Below are 21289 nucleotides of genomic sequence, written 5' to 3'. Positions count from 1 at the left end.
GGCGAAAGCGCGGTCGCAGCATCGACATCAACAGTAACAAAGGCGTCTATATATTGGCCGTGACGGGATAGAGACCGCCTATGAGCTGGATTGTTAAACCGTATTTCCTTAATCTTCGCCCCCTCGATACGCTGCACCCAATCTTTTTACAGGACTGTCGAGTTCAAGCCTTCCCCAAGTGCTTTCAACGGTCCTTTTTTATTCCCGCCGGCAACCCGGCGTTCCGCGCCAGGTATTCCGGGCCGGTCAACAGGAGCAGGTCATGTCTGAAGTCCGTCATTCGCGAGTGATTATTCTCGGTTCCGGCCCTGCCGGTTACAGCGCCGCGGTCTATGCCGCCCGTGCCAACCTCAAGCCACTGCTGATCACCGGTATGCAAGCCGGCGGTCAACTGACCACCACCACCGAAGTCGACAACTGGCCGGGCGATGTCCACGGTCTGACCGGCCCGGCGTTGATGGAGCGGATGCGTGAGCACGCCGAGCGCTTTGAAACCGAGATCGTTTTCGATCACATCAATGCCGTGGACTTCGCCGCCAAGCCTTACACCCTGACCGGCGACAGCGCGACTTACACCTGCGACGCCCTGATCATCGCCACCGGCGCCAGCGCTCGCTACCTGGGCCTGCCATCGGAAGAAGCGTTCATGGGCAAAGGCGTTTCGGCCTGCGCGACGTGCGACGGTTTCTTCTACCGCAACAAGCCAGTGGCCGTGGTCGGTGGCGGTAACACCGCTGTCGAAGAAGCCTTGTACCTGGCCAACATCGCCAGCACCGTGACCCTGATCCACCGTCGCGAAACCTTCCGCGCCGAGAAGATCCTGATCGACAAGCTCAATGCTCGCGTTGCCGAAGGCAAGATCATCCTGAAGTTGAACTCGAACCTGGACGAAGTCCTGGGCGACAACATGGGCGTGACCGGTGCTCGCCTGAAGAACAACGACGGCAGCTTCGACGAGCTGAAAGTCGACGGCGTGTTCATCGCCATCGGCCACACCCCGAACACCTCGCTGTTCGAAGGCCAGCTGACATTGAAAGACGGTTACCTGGTGGTGCACGGCGGCCGTGAAGGCAATGCGACCGCGACCAACGTTGAAGGCATCTTTGCTGCCGGTGACGTGGCTGACCACGTTTACCGTCAAGCGATCACCTCGGCCGGCGCCGGCTGCATGGCGGCACTGGACACCGAGCGTTACCTCGACGGTCTGCAGAACGCTTCGTTCTGATTCTGTTGAAATGAAAAACCGGCTTCGGCCGGTTTTTTTGTGTCGCTCATTTTGCTTGTCCTGTAGGAGCCGGCTTGCTGGCGATGCAGGCGGCGCGGTGCTCCTGTCATACCGAGTCGACTGGATCGCCAGCAAGCCGGCTCCTACAGGGATCAGGTCAGCTTTTTCAGGCACGCTTCCAGGATGTCGAGGCCTTCTTCCAGCACGGCGGGCTCGGTGGTCAACGGCGCCAGCAGCCGGATGATGTGCCGCGACTTGCCGCTAGGCATCAGCAGCAACCCTGCTTCACGGGCCAGGGCCAACAGCTGTGTCAGCTGCGCCGGGGCGGGTGTGCCGTCGGCGTTCGCCAGTTCGATGCCGCGCATGGCGCCGACACCGGTCAGGCGTCCGAGATAAGGGGAAACCTTGTTGGCTCGCCAGGCTTCGTAGCGGCTGACGATCGCTTCTTCCTGCTGCGAACCCCAGGCATGCAGGTTGGCATCGGTCATTTCATCCAGCGTCGCCAACGCAGCGGCGCAGGCGATCGGATTGCCCGAGTAAGTGCCGCCCAGACCGCCCTTGGGCAAGGTGTCGAGCAGCGACTTGCGCCCGACCACCGCCCCCAGCGGCACGCCGCCGGCAATGCTTTTGGCCAGCAGGATCAGGTCCGGCTCGATGCCCAGTCGCGAGAACGCAAACCGCTGGCCTGTGCGGCCGAAGCCGGACTGAATTTCATCGGCGATCAGCAGGATGTTCTTTTCATCACAGAACTTGCGCAAGGCCTGAGCGAACTCGACATCCATCGCCAGGAAACCGGCTTCACCCTGCACAGGCTCGACGATAAAGCACGCCACGTCGTCGACATCGATCTCGACGCTGAACAGCCGATCCATCGCCTTCAACGCTTCGGCGCAGGTCACGCCGTTGTCCTTGCTCGGGTAGGGCAAATGGAACACCGGACCGGGCAACACGCCGACCTTCTGTTTGTAGGGCGCGACTTTGCCATTGAGGTTGAGAGTGGCGAGGGTGCGCCCGTGGAAGGCGCCGTCGAAAGCGATGACGGCTGTGCGACCGGTCGCGCCCCGGACGATCTTCAGGGCGTTTTCCGCCGCTTCCGCGCCGCTGTTGGTGAGCATGCCGCTGACCGGGTAATCCACCGGGATGAACGCGGCCAGACGCTCCATGAGTTCGAGGTAAGGCACGTGCGGGGCGGCGTTGAACGCGTAGTGCGTCAACCGGGTGGCTTGTTCGCGAATGGCTTCGACGATGCGCGGGTGGCAATGGCCGAGGTTCAACACGCCGATGCCGCCGACAAAGTCGATGTAGCGTTTGCCCTCGGTGTCCCAGACCTCGGCGTTTTTGCCGTGGCTGAGCGTGACAGGGTGCACGATGTTGATCGACCGGCTGATGGTTTCGCTGCTCATGGATGACCGACTCTGAAGAAGGGAGGCTCTTCTTTTATCTAAGCCGCGAGCAGTGGTGCCGGGCAAACGAAATAAAGTTGCCGGGTCAATCTTAAAAGTCGGGATGTGGTTTGAGCGTTGTGCAAATTTTTTCGAAACAACGCAAAACCTGTAGGAGCATGGCTTGCCAGCGAAGGCGTCCTCAAGGGCGATGCAAGCCTCAAGGGACCCATCGTCGGAACGCCGCCCGCAGCAAGCCGGCTCCTACAGGGAGGGGGTTCAATCAGAAATCAGCGGCGAGTCAGCGGTTGCTGGGTGAACTTCACACCGGCCAATCCATGGACAATCAACGCGCGGATGTTGCCGTGATCGCTGCCTTCGGGGGTGGCCACGACGGAGCGGTAATGCTCGCCGAATGCCAACAGCGCTTCTTCATCGCTCAACCCTTCCAGCAGCGCCAGGCCCAGGGTCTTGCACGAACCTTCGTTTTGCCCGGCGGCGTTCTCCACGCCGCCGTTGTTGAACGCCTGTGGCTGGTAGTCATAACCGGCGGCGATGAAGGCCAGGGTGTCGGCAAAAACGTGTTCGCCGCTCTTGAGGCTGGCGCGCAGGGTGTTCAAATCACTCATTGGGTTTTCCTTTGGCGAACGCTGCTTGTTGCTCGGCGCTGGCTTCTTGCTGATATTGGGCTTTCCACTCGGCGTACGGCATGCCGTAGACGACTTCACGGGCGTCGTCGAGGCTGACCTCGATCTGACGTTCGTCAGCCGCGGCCTTGTACCATTTGGACAGGCAGTTGCGGCAGAAACCCGAGAGGTTCATCAGGTCGATGTTCTGCACATCCTTGCGGCTGTCCAGGTGCGCGACCAGCCGGCGGAAGGCGGCGGCTTCAAGTTCGAGGCGTTGTTGGTCAGTCATGATGGGCTCTGTGCTGTTCAGTCGTGCGCGAGATAATAAAAGTCTGGCGAGCAATGCGCCAGACGCGGTCAGCGGCTCGCGGCCAGGGTGATCGACACCGACTCGGCGAAACGCAGGGCGTGGGGCTTGTCGACTTCGACTTCGGCGTACAGCACCGACTCATTGGCCATGACCAGATCGAGAATTTCCTGGGTCAGGCGTTCGAGCAGGGCAAAGCGATTGCCTTCCACGTGAGCGATGATCGCTTTGGTGATGGTCCGGTAATTCAGCGCGTGATCGATGTCGTTGTCACGCACTGCTTCCTGGGCTGCATACAGGATCGTCAGGTTGATCAGCACGTCCTGCTTGTTGAGGATTTCATCCTCGTTGATCCCGATGAACGTCCGCAGGCACAGGTCCTTGACCCGGATGCGTGCCATTCCTGGTTGAAGTTGTGGCATTGCTACTTGCTCCGTCCAATCAATTGCAGGAACTCCTGACGGGTGTTGCTCGACTCGCGGAAGGCGCCGAGCATCACCGAGGTGTTCATGGTCGAATTCTGTTTCTCGACGCCGCGCATCATCATGCACATGTGCTGTGCCTCGATGACCACCGCGACACCGGCGGCACCGGTCACTTGTTGCACCGCGTCGGCGATCTGCCGGGTGAGGTTTTCCTGGATTTGCAGGCGACGGGCAAACATGTCCACCAGCCGCGCAATCTTCGACAGGCCCAGCACTTTACCCGTTGGAATATAAGCCACATGCGCCTTGCCGATGAAGGGCAGCAGGTGATGTTCACAGAGTGAATACAGCTCGATGTTGTCGACAATGATCATTTCATCGTTGTCGGAGGCGAACAACGCGCCGTTGACGATTTCTTCGACACATTGCTCGTAACCATGACACAGGTACTGCATGGCTTTGGCTGCGCGCGCCGGGGTATCGAGCAGGCCTTCGCGCTCGGGATTTTCACCGAGGCCGATGAGGATCTCGCGGTAGTTCTGGGACAGGGCGTTCTGGGGCCGGGATAACGTCATGAAATATCCTCGCGGGGCAACTTACTTGAGGTGCCGTCCGCCGTTGACGGTCAGGGTCGTGCCGGTGACATAAGGGTTGTCGAGCAAATAACGCAGGCTTTGGTAGATCACGTCGCTACCGGGTTCGATACCCAATGCGGATTTGGCCAGAGCCTTGGCGCGGTACGCCGCGTCGTCGTCAGGGTTGAACAGTAGCAGGGCAGGAGCGATGCCGTTGACCTTGATGTCAGGCGCGTACTTCGCCGCGAAGGACAGGGTCAGGCTGTCGAGCCCGGCTTTGCTGGCGCAGTAGCCGATGTGCTTGCTGCTGCCCTTGCGCGTGACGTCATCGCTGATGTGCACGATGTCCGCCGGGGTCGAGCGTTGCAACAAGTCGGCACAGTGCAGGTTGATCAGGTAGGGCGCCAGCATGTGCACGCTGAACATGCGGGTAAACGCTGCGGCGTCGGTGTCCGGCGTTTCGGCCAGCCATTCGGATGCGTTGTGGATGATCGCCCGCAGGCAGTCGGTGTGGGTTTTCAGTTCGCTGATGAAGGCGAGAATCCCGCCCTCGCTGGAAAAGTCGGCGAGGATTGCCGTCGCCCCCAGATCACGCAATGCCTGTACGCCGGGGCGTTCAGTGCGATAGCTGAAGATCAGCGCATGGCCGTCTTCGAGCAACCGCTGCGCACAGTGCAGGCCGACACGCTGGCCGGCACCGGTGATGAGGATCGGGGCGGATGAAGAGGTCATGAACGGCTCGCGTCGCGGTAAGAGCAAAACTATACCAGCGACGAGCCGTGAGGTGGCTTTTGTAGGAGCGAGCGATGCGGCGATCCGACTTGCCCGCGAAGAACGATGACGCGGTCCAGGCATTCAACCGCGTCATCGTTCTTCGCGGGCAAGCCTTGCTCCTACAGGTGGCGGTCAGTGATTCTGGGTGGTGGGTTCAGCGGGCAATCGCCGTGTCGGCGCGCTGTTCAACCAACCTGCCAACAAACGGGTCGACAGCGGAATAAAGAAATAGACCATCAACGGCGTCAGACACAGCGTGCTGATGAACACCCGAGGCAACAGGCTCATTTCGCCGAGCAACGGCCCCAGTACGAAGTTGAACAACAACGATACCGGGAAGAACGCCAACCAGATTGCCACGGCCTGTTTCCAGCGAGGCGGACGTGCGCCGGCAGCACCGAACCAGCCTTCGATGCCGCTCACGCGATGTTCCGTCTTATGCGCAAACAAGTCGCTGCCGCGCGCGAGCCAGGCGGTACGCGAGGCCGAATGCTCCCAGGCGTGCATGGTCTGCGCGTTGGCGAAGCGGAAAATGATCTGGAATTCGTCATCGTCGGGCGGCGGGGCGAGCACGCCTGAGCCGAGATAACCCTGGAAGTCGGTGGCCAGTTGTTCGCCTTCGCGCAACCAGGCCATCAGGTCCTGATAACGCCCATCGGCGACGCGGCGCGCAACCATCAGCGTGACGGGGGAGGTAGACATTATGTATCTCCGTATGACAATTGCGTTACTCCGGATAGGAGTTTCGCCAGGCGCAGCGCCGGGGTGATGGGCTGCGTCTCGGAACAAGCAAGGATTGGTCCGGATTCTACAGGTTATGGCAGCGACAATCGTCGTTCATCAATGTATTGAATGGTGATGGGGCAAGAGAGGTAGAATGGGATCCAATTTATACGCGGACGTTGACTGCCCTATGCCTGTCTTGACTGAAGATGTCGCTGGTTTGCCGCGTGCTCTTTCCATAGAAAAGGAAGAACTGTTTCCGATCCGTGAAGTGTCACGGCTGACGGGCGTCAATCCGGTCACCTTGCGGGCGTGGGAGCGACGTTATGGTCTGATTCAGCCAATGCGCACCGAAAGCGGGCATCGCTTGTACGCAATGACCGATATCGAGCGGGTCCGCAGCATCCTGGGCTGGATCGAACGTGGCGTCGCCGTCAGCAAGGTCGGCAAGATACTGGCCAAGACTGCCCCGCTTCAAGCGTTGTCGCACATCATCCCCAACGAACTGGTGCAGGCTGACTACGCGCAGTGGCAGGAACAAGTCAAAGCGGCGGTGAACGTGTTCGATGAGGTGCAACTGGAGCAGGTCTATGGGCAGATCTTTTCCAGTTACCCCCTGACCGTGGCGTTTCAGGACATTCTGATGCCACTCTGGAAGCAATTGCTGCAACGTCAGGAAGTGTTCGGCCAGGCCAGCGAGTGGCTATTCCTGGACGGTTTTTTGCGTTCACGGGTGTTACAGCGGCTGCTGCTGGTGCGCGTCATGCAGCCACGGCGCGTGATTGTCTGTCCCCTGAACGATCAATGTCGCGAACTCGAACTGTTGGTCACGGCGTTGTTTTTGAGCAGTGTCGATTCGGCCATTCAATTGCTGGCGGTCGGTCAGCCCTTTGATGAACTGGCGCTGGTCTGCGAAAGGGTCAAGCCCCAGGCGTTGGTGCTGTTTTCCAATCACGCGCCCACTAGCGATTTGCCGCGACGTTTGAATCGTCTGGCGATGAGCCTGGATTGCCAGTTGATGCTGGCCGGTGACGCGTCGGAACTGTCGCAGGAGAGCCTGGAAGGATCGTCCATTGGCTGCCTGGGTAACGAAGGAGTGGTGATGCGTCAGCGCCTGAAACAGTTCCTGGCCGGAAACCTGGATACCTGAATCACAGATGCAGGGTCGGGTGGGTCAGTCGATGCTGCTGAAGGATGTACTGGCGAAGGCGCTCGGTTTCATCCTTGTCGCTCTGACTCAACTGATAGGCATAGAAGCCGTTCTCGGTTTCTCTCTCGAAGGTGCCGCGCAACGCGATACGTTCGTAGCCTGACGGGCTGAACCACAACGCGAAATGCTTGGGCGGTTTGGTCTTGTTGCGTACTTCCAGCAAAACCCCTTTGAACGACACTTCATGCACCCACATCGTGCCGGCATGGCCGGCGGCATTTTCCAGGGCGACCGGTTCTTCGAGGACCAGGCGCCATGGCCGGACCAGCGGTCCGTCTTCATAAATGCTGGGGACGCCGAGGCGTAAATGCAGCGCGTGAAATTCGTCTTCCACCAGATGCAGCGGGAAGGTCATTTGCTGATTTTCGAAGTTGGCCTGGATCGTGACTTGCTCATGAGCAGCAAGGCGCGTGAGCAAGTCACGGATTTGCGAACCACCATTTACAAGCAGACTCGACGTCGCATCCCGCACATTGAGTTGCGGGTTGTGTTGCATGGTCTGGATAAAATCCAGCTCATCCTGGGTCAGGAGTGCGTCGCGCTGCATGATCGGCTCGAAAGGAAAAGTAACAAAGTCATCGGTGATTGTAGTTAATGACAATCAATTCTCGGTTTTGTTTGCGCCGTTCGTCGGTTTGAGCGCGGCGAGCTCGGCCTGAAGCTCTGCCACTTGCGCTTCAAGCTGCGCTACCCGCTGCTGCGCCTTGACCTGCACGGTGACGTCCTTTTGCACGCCGACAAAATACGTCTGACCGTCACTCGGGTTTTTCACCGTAGAAAGCGACAGCTCGTTCCAGAACGGTGTGCCGTCCTTGCGGTAGTTTCGCAGGATTTCCCGGCAGGAGCCGCCATTGCTCAACGCATCGCGAATCAAGGGCAGCGCTTCCTGGTCGCGGTCACCTGATTGCAGAAAGCGGCAATCCTGGTAGAGGATTTCTTCGCTGGTGTAACCGGTCAGTCGTTCGAAAGCCGGGTTGACGTAAATCAGGATGTTGTCGTGTTCACCTTCTTTTTCGGCAATCACGATGCCGTCGTTGGACGCGTCAATCACCATTTGCAGCAGTTGTGCGTTGATCATCGGAGAATCCTTTCCAGATTGATTGAGCGCAGCATTCTAAAAGAACTCTAGCGGCCTTCAATGCTTAATGAGAGCTAATCGCAGCTTTTTTGCTGCGGCTGTTAATATCCCTCATCTTTTTACTCAGCTTCAGGATCAGATTGATGAAAGTCGCCATCTTTTCGGGCTCGGTGTACGGCACGGCTGAAGAAGTCGCTCGCCACGCTGCGAATATTTTGAAAACCGCGGGCTTCGAAACCTTTCACAACCCGCGCGCAAGCCTTGCCGATGTTCAGGCGTTTGGCCCGCAAGCCTTTCTGGCAGTGACTTCGACCACTGGCATGGGCGAACTGCCGGACAACCTGCAACCGTTGTATTTCGCCATTCGTGACCAATTGCCGGCCGCCTGGCGTGGTTTGCCGGGCGCGGTGATCGGCCTGGGCGATGCGAGCTACGGCGATACGTTCTGCGGCGGCGGTGAGCTGATGCGCGAGCTGTTCGGCGAACTGGGCATCCGCGAAGTGCTGCCGATGCTGCGCCTGGATGCCAGCGAAAGCGTCACCCCGGAAACCGATGCCGAACCCTGGCTGGCGGAACTCGTCACCGCTCTGCGCGGCTGACTGGCCATTCGCGAAGCAAGGCGAGCCAGGATTGTGCCGCTTCGGGGCTGCAGAACCGGTTCGCTGACCCCTTGTTGGCGGCGGTACTTTGACATGGATCCAAGCTGTCTGGCGCAGTGACTCGCTAGGTCATCAAGCTGGCTGCCAATGCAACTACATGAACCCCGGGGGCTGACTAGACTGCTAAACGTGAGCAAAACAATAAGAACAGGAGTTCCTTGTCGTGAGCGTAGCCCCCGTCCAATCGCCCCACAGTGTCAAAGACCAGGTCAGTGCCGCCGAGTGGCAGACCCGCGTCGATCTGGCCGCCTGTTATCGTCTGGTCGCCCTGCATGGCTGGGATGATCTGATCTTCACGCACATTTCCGCCAAGGTGCCAGGCACTGAAGATTTCCTGATCAACCCGTTCGGGTTGATGTTCCACGAGATTACCGCGTCGAGCCTGGTCAAGGTCGATCAGGCCGGCAACAAGCTGATGGACAGCCCTTACGAGATCAACCCGGCGGGCTACACCATTCACAGCGCCGTGCACGAAGTGCGGCACGATGTCGTCTGCGTGTTGCACACGCACACGGCGGCCGGCGTTGCGGTGTCGGCGCAGAAGCAAGGCGTTTTGCCGATCAGCCAACAGTCGCTGTTTGTTCTGTCGAGCCTGGCGTATCACGCCTATGAAGGCGTTGCGCTGAACCACGAAGAGAAGGCGCGGCTGCAGGCCGACCTCGGTGAAAACAATTTCCTGATGCTGCACAACCACGGGTTGCTGACCTGCGGCGGCACCATCGCTGACACGTTCCTGATGATGTTCACCTTCCAGCGCGCCTGCGAAATCCAGGTGCTGGCACAGAACGGTGGTGCGGAACTCATCGCCATCGAACCGCAGATTCTGGCGGGCGCCAAGGCGATGATCGCCGGCGTCACCAAAAGTGCACAAGGGATGGGCGGCGCGCTGGCCTGGCCGGCGCTGCTGCGCAAACTCGATAAACAAGACGCGGGATATAAACTCTGATGCCTCTCGCCGAGATCCCCCTGTGTGTCTGGCGCAAGCGCAGCCAGACGTTCGACTTTCGTGATCAGACGGTGCGTTACTGGACGGCAGGGCAGGGTGAGCCGCTGTTGCTCATTCACGGCTTCCCGACCGCCAGTTGGGACTGGCACTACCTGTGGCAGCCGCTGGCCCAGCGTTATCGAGTGATTGCCTGCGACATGCTCGGTTTCGGCGATTCAGCCAAACCGGTGGATCATGAATACAGCCTCTTGGAGCAGGCCGATCTGCAACAGGCATTGCTGGAGCATTTGAACGTCGAGCAACCGGTGCACGTGCTTGCCCACGATTATGGCGACAGCGTGGCTCAGGAACTGTTGGCCCGGCATTACGAGGCGCGCATTCATCTCGCCAGTTGCGTGTTCCTCAATGGGGGGCTGTTTCCTGAAACCCATCGCCCGGTACTGATGCAAAAACTGTTGCTCAGCCCGGTGGGCTGGATGATCGGCCGCGCGTTTTCCCGTGATGCGCTGGTGAAGAGTTTCCGCCAGATTTTCGGACCGCAGAGCCGTCCGACCGAGAGTGAGATGGATGATTTCTGGAGCCTGATCGACAGCAATCACGGGCCACGGATCATGCACAAGCTGATTGCCTACATCCCCGAGCGCAGGGTTCAGCGCGAGCGTTGGGTGAGTGCCATGCAGCGCGGCGAAGTGCCGTTGCGGGTGATCGATGGCGAGGTCGATCCGATCTCCGGCGGGCACATGGTCGAGCGCTATCGGGAGCTGATCCCGAACCCGGACACGGTCCTGCTGCCCGGCATCGGCCATTACCCGCAAACCGAAGCACCGGCTCAGGTGCTCAAGCATTATCTGGCGTTTCGCGACCGGCTGATTTCAACGCCGCTGAAAGTGGCCTGTTCGTAGGCATCACCGCAACCTTGCCGGCTAATGCGTCCTTGAGGGTTGTGGTGCTTGTCGGATTGCCATCGCCAGCAAGCCGGCTCCTACAGGTTTTGTGGTGTTTGGTGAGGTGGTGTTCACCCCAATCCTTGCCGGCGAATGCGTCCTTGAGGGTTGTGGTGCCTGTCGGATTGCCTTCGCCGGCAAGCCGGCTCCTACAGTGTTTTTGTGGTGTTTGATGAGTTGGCGGACACCTCGGTCCTGTAGGAGCCGGCTTGCTGGCGATGGGCCGTGACTCGGTCCTTGCGCTCATCATCCCCCCGCCTTATCGAGCACCATTCAGCCTACCCCGTGTTCATTGTGACCCGCAGCGCCTTGCCTGAGACTCGGACTTATTGTCCCTCGGCCTGCTGGAGTCCCCCTAATGAATGAGCCTGTGCGCTTCGAAGATAAAGTCGTGATCATCACCGGAGCCGGTGGTGGCCTGGGCCGCGCTCATGCGCTGTTGTTCGCGAAACAGGGCGCCAGGGTGCTGGTCAACGATCTCGGTGGCTCGGCGCAAGGTGAAGGTGCAAACGCTTCGGCAGCAGACCGCGTAGTCGCGGAAATCCGTGAGGCCGGCGGCACTGCCGAGGCCAACCATGACTCCGTCACCGACGGCGACAAAATCGTCCAGAACGCCCTCGACGTTTTCGGCCGGGTCGACGTAGTGGTCAACAACGCCGGAATTCTGCGGGACAAGACTTTCCACAAAATGGACGATGCCGATTGGGACCTGGTCTATCGCGTCCACGTCGAAGGCGCCTACAAAGTTACTCGCGCCGCCTGGCCTCATATGCGCGAGCAAAATTACGGTCGGGTCATCTTCACCGCATCGACCTCGGGCATCTACGGCAACTTTGGCCAGTCCAACTACGGCATGGCCAAGCTCGGGCTCTACGGCCTGACCCGCACCCTGGCCATCGAAGGCCGCAAGAACAACATCCTGGTCAACGCCATCGCCCCAACCGGCGGCACCCGCATGACCGAAGGCCTGATCCCGCCGCAAGTGTTCGAACAACTCAAGCCGGAACTGGTCAGCCCGCTGGTGGTGTACCTCGCCAGCGAAAACTGCCAGGAAACCTCGGGGCTGTTTGAGGTCGGTGGCGGCTGGATGGGCAAGGTGCGTTGGGAGCGCAGCCTCGGCGCCGGGTTCGATCCACGGGTCGGGTTTTCACCGGAAGATGTGGCGGCGCACTGGCAGCAGATCTGCGACTTCGAAGGCGCAGCGCATCCAAAGGACAACATCGAGGCGCTGAAGGAAATGATGGGCAACTTGCAGAAGTATTCCCTCTGATTCCTTCGCCTCGCGCAGGGCTCGCCTGAGTCCTGCCTCCGCGCAAAACCATCGCCCATAAAAAAGGCCGCTGCAAACGCAGCGGCCAAGGTAAGACGTTGGATCAAGGAGCTACAAATCAACGTCAGTGAACACGGGGCGATGAGTCGAAACCTTCGACACATCTGAAATCTGTCGCCAATGGCGCGAACTGATCGCACGCCATCGCTGTGTGCTGTCAGGCCGTTTGCCGTGAAAGCCCGACAAGAATAAGCGCTTGAGTCCAAAGGAAAAATAGCGATTCCAGACATGCAGTATTGCAGCCTGGGCAACAGTCTTGCGCTCATGCATCCGGCTGATGAACCTCCATCCACTTCATCTATACCTCGCGCAACTCCCCGCGCCGCAAGGCCATTCATCCTTTAGAGCGACACAACGAATACCTCCTTGGTGCGCTTATCGCTCCCGACCTGCGGCAGTAGGGTGTGGCCTTCTGTCACTCACCGGGGAAGACGCATGACAAAAACAACAATGCGCGCCATCTTCACGCCGCAGGCGCTGGCCGCTGCGGTTGCCTTGGGTTGCTGTGCCCAGGCGCAGGCCGTTTCATTCAACATTGGCGAAATCGAGGGAACATTCGACTCCTCGCTGTCCGTCGGCGCGAGTTGGGGCATGCGCGATGCCGATAAATCGCTGGTGGGTATCGTCAACGGCGGGACCGGCCAGGCGTCGACCGGTGACGACGGGCGTCTGAACTTCAAGAAGGGCGAAACCTACTCCAAGATCTTCAAGGGTATTCACGACCTCGAACTGAAGTACGGCGACACCGGCGTGTTCGTCCGTGGCAAGTATTGGTACGACTTCGAACTGAAGGACGAAGACCGCGAGTTCAAGCCGATCAGCGATCACAATCGCAAAGAAGGTTCCAAGTCTGCCGGCGCGCAGATCCTCGATGCGTTCGTCTATCACAACTACTCCATCGCCGATCTGCCGGGCACCCTGCGCGCGGGTAAACAGGTGGTCAGTTGGGGCGAAAGTACCTTCATCGGCAACTCGATCAACAGCATCAACCCGGTCGACGTTTCAGCGTTCCGTCGTCCTGGCGCGGAAATCAAGGAAGGCCTGATTCCGGTGAACATGCTGTTCGCCTCTCAGGGCCTGACCGACAAACTTACCGTGGAAGGTTTCTATCAACTGGAGTGGGACCAGACCGTTCTCGACAACTGCGGCACCTTCTTCGGCGGGGACGTGGCGGCAGATGGCTGCAACACGGGATACACAGTCGCCAGCCCGGCGATTGCACCGTTGCAACCGATCGCTGCCGCTTTTGGCCAAGGCTTCCAGGTCGGCAAGGAAGGGGTGATCGTTCCCCGTGGCGGCGACCGCGACGCCCGCGACTCCGGGCAGTGGGGCACGGCGTTGCGCTGGTTGGGCGACGACACCGAGTACGGTCTGTACTTCATGAACTACCACAGCCGCACGCCGAATGTCGGCACCACCACTGCCGGGGCGGGGACGCTGGCGCGGATACCGGCCATCGTTGCTACCGCCAATGCCGTTGCACCCGGCACCGGTTCGGCACTGGCCCAGAGCGTGATGCTCGGTCGCGGCCAGTACTACCTCGAATACCCGGAAGACATCCGCCTCTACGGTGCGAGTTTCTCCACCACCTTGCCGACCGGCACCGCATGGACCGGCGAGATCAGCTATCGCCCCAACGCACCGGTACAGGTCAACAGCACCGACCTGACACTGGCCTTGCTCAACCCGATTGCCGGCGGCGCTGCTTCGCCAATCGCCACCCGGCCAGGCGCGGACAACAAAGGCTATCGCCGCAAGGAAGTGACGCAGATCCAGAGCACCCTGACGCACTTCATCGATCAGATCGCCGGTGCGGACCGTCTGACCCTGGTGGGTGAGGCGGCCGTTGTTCACGTCGGCGGGCTGGAAGACAAAAGCAAGCTGCGTTACGGCCGCGATTCGGTCTACGGACAGTACGGTTTCCGCGGTGATACCGACGGTTTCGTCACCTCGACGTCCTGGGGCTACCGCGCCCGCGCGATCCTTGATTACAACAACGTCATCGCCGGGATCAATTTCAAACCCAACCTGTCGTGGTCCCATGACGTCGCCGGTTACGGCCCCAACGGGCTGTTCAACGAAGGCGCCAAGGCCATCAGCGTCGGCGTCGATGCGGACTATCGCAACACCTATACCGCGAGCTTGAGTTACACCGATTTCTTCGGCGGTGACTACAACACCCTGGAAGATCGCGACTTCCTGGCGCTGAGCTTTGGCGTGAACTTCTGATCTGGCTGAGAAGGATGATTTCAATGCGCAAAATGATTCTGCAATGCAGCGTTCTGGCCCTGAGCCTGTTGGCCGTCGATGTAATGGCCGCGGTATCGCCGGACGAAGCCAACAAACTCGGTACCAGCCTGACGCCGTTGGGCGCCGAGAAGGCGGGTAATGCCGATGGCTCGATTCCGGCCTGGACCGGCGGCATCCCGAAAAACGCCGGCGCGGTGGACAGCAAAGGGTTCCTTGCCGACCCGTTCGCCAATGAAAAACCGCTGTTTACCATCACGGCGGCAACCGTCGACAAATACAAGGACAAGCTCTCCGACGGCCAGATCGCGATGTTCAAACGCTACCCGGAGACCTACAAGATCCCGGTCTATCCGACCCACCGTACAGTGGCTGTGCCACCGGACATCTACGAGTCGGCCAAGCGCAGTGCGCTGAATGTAACGCCGATCAACGACGGCAATGGCCTGGCCAATTTCACCGGCAATCGCTACTACGCGTTTCCGATTCCGAAGAACGGCGTCGAAGTGATCTGGAACCACGTCACCCGTTATCACGGCGGCAATTTGCGTCGCACCATCACCCAGGCCACGCCGCAGTCCAATGGCGACTTCACGGTGATCCGCTTCAAGGATGAAGTCGCAGTGCCTTCGCTGCTGGGGGACTTGAAACCCGGCAGCGACGACAACGTGCTCAGCTACTTCAAGCAGGAAGTCACGGCGCCGGCGCGGTTGGCGGGCAACGTGTTGCTGGTTCACGAGACCCTCGACCAGGTCAAGGAACCGCGCAAGGCCTGGATCTACAACGCCGGCCAGCGTCGCGTGCGACGTGCACCGCAGGTGGCCTATGACGGCGTCGGCACCTCGTCCGACGGGTTGCGCACCACCGACAACTTCGACATGTTTTCCGGCGCACCGGATCGCTATGACTGGAAGCTGATCGGCAAGAAGGAAATGTACATCCCTTACAACAGCTACAAGCTCGACTCGCCCAACCTCAAGTACACCGATGTGATCAAGGCCGGGCATATCAATCAGGACCTCACACGCTACGAGCTGCACCGGGTCTGGGAGGTGGTCGCCACGGTCAAGCCCAACGAACGGCACGTGTACGCCAAGCGTCACATGTACATCGACGAAGACAGCTGGCAGGTGGCACTGGCCGATCACTATGACGGTCGCGGTCAGCTGTGGCGTGTGGCCGAAGGTCATGCCCAGTTCTACTACGATCACCAGGTGCCGGCCTACACCGTTGAAGCGCTGTACGACTTGATCGCCGGTCGTTACATCGCGCTGGGGATGAAGAACGAGGAGAAGCACAGCTTCGAATTCGGCATCGATGCCAAAGCAGGTGACTACACGCCAGCAGCGCTGCGGAGTACAGGGGTGAGGTAATCATTCCTACAGGCTCTACAGAAAAAGGTGACTTCGCGGTCACCTTTTTTATAGGTGTCGATAAGTGTGTTGAATACTTCTTCAACAAGCCGTGTAGAGAGGGCTAGGGTGGCGCCACAATTATAAAAAGGCGCACCACTATGACCGCCATGACCCCGTGTCTGGACCGTCCTGGACTTCTGCCCCGTTTGTCTTCCCATCACCAGTCACGCGAGCGGCTGATCGAGCCGTTACTGGCCTCGACCGCACGCGTGAAATTGCTCTGTGCGCCGGCTGGCAGTGGCAAGAGTGCGCTGCTGATCGAATGCCTGTTGCAGGCACCGGAGCAGTGCCGGGTCTGTTGGTTGCCGTTGGCGGGGGAGCCGATGGAGGCTGTCGGTTTTCGGCAGCGGCTGGCCCACGCGTTGGGATTGGCCGCGGCGGACGAATCCGCATTGCTGGCATCGCTGGCTCAATGGCAGACGCCGACCTGGCTATGCCTCGATGACTATTGCCGCACGCCCAACCCGGAGCTGGACCTGCTGCTCGACCGGTTGCTGGCCATCAGCAGCCCGATGATTACCTGGTGGCTCAGTGGTCGCCGCCGCCCGCAATGCAATTGGCCACGCTTGTTGCTCGCTGATGAGCTGTACGACTGCGAGCGCGCCACGCTGGCCTTCACTCAAACGGAAATTGCCCGACTGCTGCATCACCTGGAGCCGGAGCAGGCGGCGAAACGTGCCGGCAGGATCATCGAACTCAGCGGTGGCTGGTGCGCAGGTGTGCGGATAGCGCTGCTGCAAAAATGCGACTGGTCGCGCAACGAGTCGCTGCACGGTCGGCCGGACACCCTGCACGATTACCTCGAACACGAATTGTTCGGCATGCTGACCCCGGAGCTGGCAGAAGCCTGGCGGGTGTTGGCCCATTTGCAGCGATTCAATGCACGGTTGTGCGACCACCTGTTCGGTGCAGGCGAGGGCGCCCAATGCCTGAGCACGTTGCAGGCGTTGGGCTGCTTCATCGAGCCCTGGCAGGACTCGACCGACTGGCTGCAGATTTTCACCCCCCTCACGCAATTGATGCGCGAAGAGCAATGGCCGGCGGGGCGTTCCTGGCATCGCCGCGCTTGTCAGTGGTTCGCCGCCGAACTGGACTGGAAAGCTGCGTTTGAACAAGCCTTGCTGGCCGAAGAGTTCGAGGTCGCGGTCAGCCTGTTGCAGCATTTCAGTTTCGAGCACCTGTTCGAAGAGCAGACCGTGGTGCTGTTGTTGCGTCTGCATGAACACAAAGGCGACGAGCTGATGCTTGGCTCGCCGCAACTGGTGGGGCTGATCACCGCGGCGTTGCTGTTTGCCGGGCGGTTCGAGCAGGCGGGCGAGTGCATCGGGCATTTGTCACGCTTCGCCCCTCAGCCGTCGGCGTTGCATCAACGGCAGCTGATGGCGCGTTGGCAGGCGATGCAGGGTTGGCTGTTGCATTTGCAGGGGCGCATGGAGCCTTCGCGCGCGCATTTGCTTGAGGCACTCGACGAGCTCGACCCCTCGCTCTGGACGGCTCGGCTGATGTGCCTGTCAGCGCTGACCCAGCAAGCCTTGCTCAGGGGCGAGCTCGACGTGGCACAGTCGACCAACCGTGAGGCGTTGTGCCTGGCGCGTGCGCAAGGTTCGCTGGTGTTCGAGGGGCTGCTGGAACTCGATCATGCGCAATTGCTCGAGCAGCGTGGTGCGTCCGGTCGGGCTGAAACCCTGCTGGCCAACATGCATGGCTTGCTCGTTCAGCAGCAACCGCTGGCCCAACCGCTGCTGGGGCGGATTGCCTTGCAGCGCGGACGCTTGAGCCTGTGTCAGGGACGAGAGACGCAGGCGGCCGCGTACTTCGAGAGCGGCCTGCAAATCTGCCTGCGCAGCCAGGACAAACGCGTGCTGTACGGTTTCCTCGGCCTCGCGCAATTGGCTGCCAATCGCCAGGACTACGCCCAGGCCTTTGTCCTGCTGCGTGACGCCGAACGATTGATGCAACAGCGGCGGATACCAGACACGGTCTACCGCAGTGTTTTGCTGCAATACAGCTGCCATTTCTGGCTACAGCAGGGCCGTCCGGATTTGGCCCATGAAGCCCTGACCCGGGTGCTGCGCCACTATCACGGCGCCCATGCTCGTCAGGCGCCGCCGGCGACGCTGGAGCTGATTCCCGGCCTTGAATACCTGCTGGTGCTGACCGAAGTGTATCGAGGGCAGGCGCCAAACCCTCTGGTGCAGCTCGAGGCTCAGTTGCACTGGGCGCGTCAACGGGGAATGGCGGGGCTGCAAGCGCAATTGCACCTGGCGCTGGCAGAAGTGGCCTGGCTGACAGGCGACACGCCTGCCGCTCGCGAGGCGATGCAGGAAGGTTTGGCGCTGGTCGAGCGCTGCAATCTTCAACAGGCCCTGCGCGATCTGCAATTGCGTCAGCCACGCTTGCCGGAGGCGATCGGGCGTACCGAGTCGGGTAACCCTGCTGAACCGCTGGCTTCGGTCCAGAACCGCTTGAGTCAGCGTGAAATAGAAGTGCTTGAGTTAGTCGCTCTGGGTAACTCCAATCAACAGATAGCTGATCAATTGTTCATATCGTTACATACCGTTAAAACCCACGCGCGGCGGATCAATGGAAAGTTGGGTGTAGAGCGAAGGACTCAGGCTGTGGCCAAAGCCAAAGTTCTGGGGATTGTTATTTGAAGTGTTCGGTATGTTTACGTCTGCATACAAGTTGCGGGGTGTACTAAGTTAATTGGTTTGTTTATAAAGTTGGCGTCGGCCCGTCAATCAGTGTTTATATTTTTTGAATGTGTTTTGGCCGACTTCCATTATTAGTAAGGATGCTATTTGTGAGTAATAAATTGCTGGAAGAAGTAAGTAAGAAATTGGCTGAGGTGTTCTGTCATATGGGGTATGCCATTCATGTCGATGAGACCTACCTGAATTCGGTAGTGGTCAACGATGAGGGCAAACAGGTAGTTGATTACTCCGAGAGTTTGAGTTGGGCTATCATGGAAAAAGTGCAGGCGGATGAGTTGCCGGCTTTCAATGATGTTTACGCAGGTATCTTTTCCGAACGGTGGACTTTTGATAAGGCTGATCGAGTTGCCGGTTTGGATGTCAACGATTTTAATAATGCAGGTCGTGTTGTGGTCGAGTCCTACCGAAGCAAGTAATCACTGCAGTAGGCTGACAACTTAGTTAGCCAGTGAATGCGGATGGCTCATAGCCCATTCGCCAACTCACGGCCCGCGTCGCCGCCAGCAATCGCTGCGCCGCCGGGCCGTTTTCGTCGGCGTGAAACAGTGACGCCGGGCCAACGATGGTCATGACGGCCACCACATTTCCCACCGCGTTGAACACCGGGGCCGACAACGCATCGACGCCGGGCATCAACAAACCATGCACATGGTGCAGGCCGCGCTCGCGGATCTGCTCACACAAGGTCACATAAGCCTGATCGTCCGCCAGCGTATGGGAATTGCTTGCCAGCACTTCCTGCTCGCGCAAATCCACCGTTTCACGCTTGGGCAGATAAGCGCCAAACACCAATCCCGTGGATGAACTGAGCAACGGCAACACAGAGCCCAATTGCGTCACCACGGTCACCGCGCGCACCGCCGGTTCGATATGCACCACGGTTGCGCCCTGATTGCCCCACACCGCCAAAAAACACGTTTCATTCAATTCATCGCGCAGTTCGGCCAAGGGCAGGGCGGCGACTTTCAGCACGTCCATACTGTTAAGTGCGGCCAACCCCACGCGCAGGGCTTCGCGGCCCAGGCCGTAATGGTTGGTGGCGGTGTTCTGTTCGGCAAAACCGCTGGCGATCAACGCCTGTAGATAGCGGTGAACCTTGCTTGCCGGCATCTGCACATGCTCGGCCAGGCGCGACAGTGAAGTCGATGGCGACAACTCGGCCAGTGCCTTGAGGATGTCGGTGCCGACCTCGGCCGAGCGGACTTTCTGTTTGTCGTTGTTGCGCGGCGTTTCCATGGAGGCAGTCTGATCCCGGGACGAATGGGCGTCTTTATAGCTTGACGGTCAATACCAATCAAATTACGTTATTCGTAATTGAATTACGATAAAAATAACCCAGGCGTGCCGAGACCTCTGCAACAGAGTGACAGGCCATTGCCCACTCCCTGTTCAGGAGGCTCCATGAACCTCGATTCAACGGCGCCCGCGCTGGCTTATCAGTCCGGCTTCGGCAATGAATTCAGCAGTGAAGCGTTGCCCGGCGCACTGCCCGTCGGCCAGAACTCCCCGCAAAAAGCCCCGTACGGCCTCTACACCGAACTGTTCTCCGGCACCGCGTTCACCATGGTTCGCGCCGAAGCGCGGCGGACCTGGATGTACCGCATTCAGCCATCGGCCAATCACCCGGCGTTCGTCAAACTGGATCGGCAACTGGCCGGCGGACCGTTGGGTGAAGTGACCCCCAATCGCCTGCGCTGGAACCCGTTGGACATCCCGACCGAGCCAACCGATTTCATTGACGGGCTGGTGAGCATGGCCGCCAATTCGGCGGCGGAAAAACCGGCCGGAATCAGCATTTACCATTACCGTGCCAACCGCTCCATGGAGCGCGTGTTCTTCAATGCGGATGGCGAACTGCTGCTGGTGCCGGAACTGGGCCGCCTGCGCATTACCACTGAACTGGGCGTGCTGGAACTCGAGCCGCTGGAAATCGCCGTGCTGCCGCGTGGTCTGAAATTTCGCGTCGAACTGCTCGACCCGCAGGCGCGCGGCTACATGGCGGAAAACCACGGCGCGCCATTGCGCCTGCCGGACCTCGGACCGATTGGCAGCAACGGTCTGGCCAATCCACGGGACTTCCTGACCCCGGTCGCTCATTACGAAAATCTCAAGCAGCCGACCACCCTGGTGCAGAAATTCCTCGGCCAGTTGTGGGGTTGCGAGCTCGATCATTCGCCGCTGAACGTGGTCGCCTGGCACGGTAATAACGTGCCGTACAAATATGACCTGCGCCGTTTCAACACCATTGGCACGGTCAGCTTCGATCATCCGGATCCTTCGATTTTCACCGTCCTGACTTCGCCGACCAGCGTCCATGGCCTGGCCAATCTCGACTTCGTGATCTTCCCGCCACGCTGGATGGTCGCCGAAAAAACCTTCCGTCCACCGTGGTTCCACCGCAACCTGATGAACGAATTCATGGGCCTGATCAAGGGCGAGTACGACGCCAAGGCCGAAGGCTTTGTGCCCGGCGGTGCGTCGCTGCACAGTTGCATGAGCGCCCACGGCCCGGACGGGGAAACCTGTACCAAAGCGATCAACGCAGAACTCGCACCAGCGAAAATCGACAACACCATGGCCTTCATGTTCGAGACCAGTCAGGTGCTGCGCCCGAGTCGCTTCGCCCTCGACTGCCCACAGCTGCAACCCCATTACGACGCCTGCTGGGCCACGCTGCCCGCTACTTTCGACCCGACCCGGAGATAA

At 59.6% G+C, this 21289-nt stretch carries 21 protein-coding genes; 11 read left to right on the top strand and 10 right to left on the bottom strand.

The window, feature by feature from the left end; genetic code table 11:
• The first annotated feature begins 262 nt into the window (after nucleotides 1-262).
• Nucleotides 263-1225 carry a thioredoxin-disulfide reductase gene (gene trxB / locus ACM6IO_RS28230; RefSeq protein ID WP_008026963.1) on the top strand — a complete coding sequence of 321 codons (963 nt, stop codon included), beginning with the start codon at nucleotides 263-265 and terminating at the stop codon, nucleotides 1223-1225.
• Between the two features lie 152 nt (nucleotides 1226-1377).
• Here the strand turns inward: trxB and ACM6IO_RS28225 are convergent, their stop codons facing one another.
• The 7 genes from ACM6IO_RS28225 to ACM6IO_RS28195 all read right to left on the bottom strand — a co-directional run bounded on the left by ACM6IO_RS28225 (nucleotide 1378) and on the right by ACM6IO_RS28195 (nucleotide 6019).
• A complete protein-coding gene (locus ACM6IO_RS28225) occupies nucleotides 1378-2628 on the bottom strand; it encodes an aspartate aminotransferase family protein (protein WP_414912639.1) in 1251 nt (416 codons plus the stop codon).
• Between the two features lie 269 nt (nucleotides 2629-2897).
• Entirely contained in the window at nucleotides 2898-3236 is a 339-nt protein-coding gene (locus ACM6IO_RS28220) for a HopJ type III effector protein (RefSeq protein ID WP_414912638.1), read from the bottom strand.
• Complete coding sequence (locus tag ACM6IO_RS28215; RefSeq protein ID WP_008026968.1) at nucleotides 3229-3525, bottom strand: DUF1244 domain-containing protein; 297 nt, start codon at nucleotides 3523-3525, stop codon at nucleotides 3229-3231. The genes ACM6IO_RS28220 and ACM6IO_RS28215 overlap by 8 nt, the downstream gene beginning before the upstream one ends.
• A gap of 68 nt (nucleotides 3526-3593) precedes the next feature.
• A complete protein-coding gene (folX, locus tag ACM6IO_RS28210; protein WP_008026970.1) occupies nucleotides 3594-3965 on the bottom strand; it encodes a dihydroneopterin triphosphate 2'-epimerase in 372 nt (123 codons plus the stop codon).
• A 2-nt stretch (nucleotides 3966-3967) separates the two neighbouring features.
• A complete protein-coding gene (gene folE / locus ACM6IO_RS28205) occupies nucleotides 3968-4543 on the bottom strand; it encodes a GTP cyclohydrolase I FolE (protein WP_223450712.1) in 576 nt (191 codons plus the stop codon).
• Between the two features lie 21 nt (nucleotides 4544-4564).
• Nucleotides 4565-5275, bottom strand: coding sequence for a dihydromonapterin reductase (gene folM, locus ACM6IO_RS28200; RefSeq protein ID WP_008037344.1), 711 nt, complete (start codon nucleotides 5273-5275; stop codon nucleotides 4565-4567).
• Nucleotides 5276-5449: 174 nt separating this feature from the next.
• Nucleotides 5450-6019 (bottom strand): antibiotic biosynthesis monooxygenase, encoded by a 570-nt coding sequence (locus tag ACM6IO_RS28195; protein ID WP_414912637.1) that lies wholly within the window; start codon nucleotides 6017-6019, stop codon nucleotides 5450-5452.
• A 175-nt stretch (nucleotides 6020-6194) separates the two neighbouring features.
• On the opposite strand from ACM6IO_RS28195, the gene ACM6IO_RS28190 reads away from it, so the two are divergent.
• Entirely contained in the window at nucleotides 6195-7190 is a 996-nt protein-coding gene (locus tag ACM6IO_RS28190) for a MerR family transcriptional regulator (protein WP_192227747.1), read from the top strand.
• Between the two features lies 1 nt (nucleotide 7191).
• On the opposite strand, the gene ACM6IO_RS28185 is transcribed toward ACM6IO_RS28190, so the two are convergent.
• A complete protein-coding gene (locus tag ACM6IO_RS28185) occupies nucleotides 7192-7797 on the bottom strand; it encodes a hypothetical protein (protein ID WP_414912636.1) in 606 nt (201 codons plus the stop codon).
• A gap of 54 nt (nucleotides 7798-7851) precedes the next feature.
• Nucleotides 7852-8328: a PAS domain-containing protein gene (locus ACM6IO_RS28180; RefSeq protein WP_414912635.1), complete on the bottom strand. Its 477-nt coding sequence runs from the start codon at nucleotides 8326-8328 to the stop codon at nucleotides 7852-7854.
• Between the two features lie 143 nt (nucleotides 8329-8471).
• On the opposite strand from ACM6IO_RS28180, the gene ACM6IO_RS28175 reads away from it, so the two are divergent.
• The 8 genes from ACM6IO_RS28175 to ACM6IO_RS28140 all read left to right on the top strand — a co-directional run bounded on the left by ACM6IO_RS28175 (nucleotide 8472) and on the right by ACM6IO_RS28140 (nucleotide 18999).
• On the top strand, nucleotides 8472-8927 hold the full coding sequence (locus ACM6IO_RS28175) for a flavodoxin (protein WP_008026983.1): 456 nt from the start codon (nucleotides 8472-8474) through the stop codon (nucleotides 8925-8927).
• 223 nt (nucleotides 8928-9150) lie between these two features.
• Nucleotides 9151-9933, top strand: coding sequence for a class II aldolase/adducin family protein (locus ACM6IO_RS28170; protein WP_008026984.1), 783 nt, complete (start codon nucleotides 9151-9153; stop codon nucleotides 9931-9933).
• The gene (locus ACM6IO_RS28165) at nucleotides 9933-10835 is read left to right on the top strand and encodes an alpha/beta fold hydrolase (RefSeq protein ID WP_008037329.1); all 903 of its coding nucleotides are present in this window, start codon (nucleotides 9933-9935) and stop codon (nucleotides 10833-10835) included. The genes ACM6IO_RS28170 and ACM6IO_RS28165 overlap by 1 nt, the downstream gene beginning before the upstream one ends.
• Before the next feature lie 400 nt (nucleotides 10836-11235).
• Nucleotides 11236-12147, top strand: a complete 912-nt coding sequence (locus ACM6IO_RS28160) for an SDR family oxidoreductase (RefSeq protein WP_008026988.1) — start codon at nucleotides 11236-11238, stop codon at nucleotides 12145-12147.
• Nucleotides 12148-12642: 495 nt separating this feature from the next.
• Entirely contained in the window at nucleotides 12643-14436 is a 1794-nt protein-coding gene (locus ACM6IO_RS28155) for a DUF1302 domain-containing protein (protein WP_192227751.1), read from the top strand.
• 23 nt (nucleotides 14437-14459) lie between these two features.
• A complete protein-coding gene (locus ACM6IO_RS28150; RefSeq protein WP_414912634.1) occupies nucleotides 14460-15827 on the top strand; it encodes a DUF1329 domain-containing protein in 1368 nt (455 codons plus the stop codon).
• Between the two features lie 140 nt (nucleotides 15828-15967).
• Nucleotides 15968-18523, top strand: a complete 2556-nt coding sequence (locus ACM6IO_RS28145; RefSeq protein WP_414912633.1) for a LuxR C-terminal-related transcriptional regulator — start codon at nucleotides 15968-15970, stop codon at nucleotides 18521-18523.
• A 140-nt stretch (nucleotides 18524-18663) separates the two neighbouring features.
• On the top strand, nucleotides 18664-18999 hold the full coding sequence (locus tag ACM6IO_RS28140) for a hypothetical protein (protein WP_225609874.1): 336 nt from the start codon (nucleotides 18664-18666) through the stop codon (nucleotides 18997-18999).
• A gap of 25 nt (nucleotides 19000-19024) precedes the next feature.
• Here ACM6IO_RS28140 and ACM6IO_RS28135 read toward each other — a convergent pair whose 3' ends face one another.
• Complete coding sequence (locus tag ACM6IO_RS28135) at nucleotides 19025-19819, bottom strand: IclR family transcriptional regulator (protein WP_008026998.1); 795 nt, start codon at nucleotides 19817-19819, stop codon at nucleotides 19025-19027.
• 165 nt (nucleotides 19820-19984) lie between these two features.
• On the opposite strand from ACM6IO_RS28135, the gene hmgA reads away from it, so the two are divergent.
• Complete coding sequence (gene hmgA / locus ACM6IO_RS28130; RefSeq protein WP_414912632.1) at nucleotides 19985-21289, top strand: homogentisate 1,2-dioxygenase; 1305 nt, start codon at nucleotides 19985-19987, stop codon at nucleotides 21287-21289.

Origin of the sequence: Pseudomonas sp. IT-P44 (assembly GCF_949768225.1) — a bacterium.
In the GTDB taxonomy this organism is placed as follows: domain Bacteria; phylum Pseudomonadota; class Gammaproteobacteria; order Pseudomonadales; family Pseudomonadaceae; genus Aquipseudomonas; species Aquipseudomonas migulae.
Note: the sequence above shows the minus strand (reverse complement) of the source record. Positions and strands in the feature narration are given on the sequence as shown.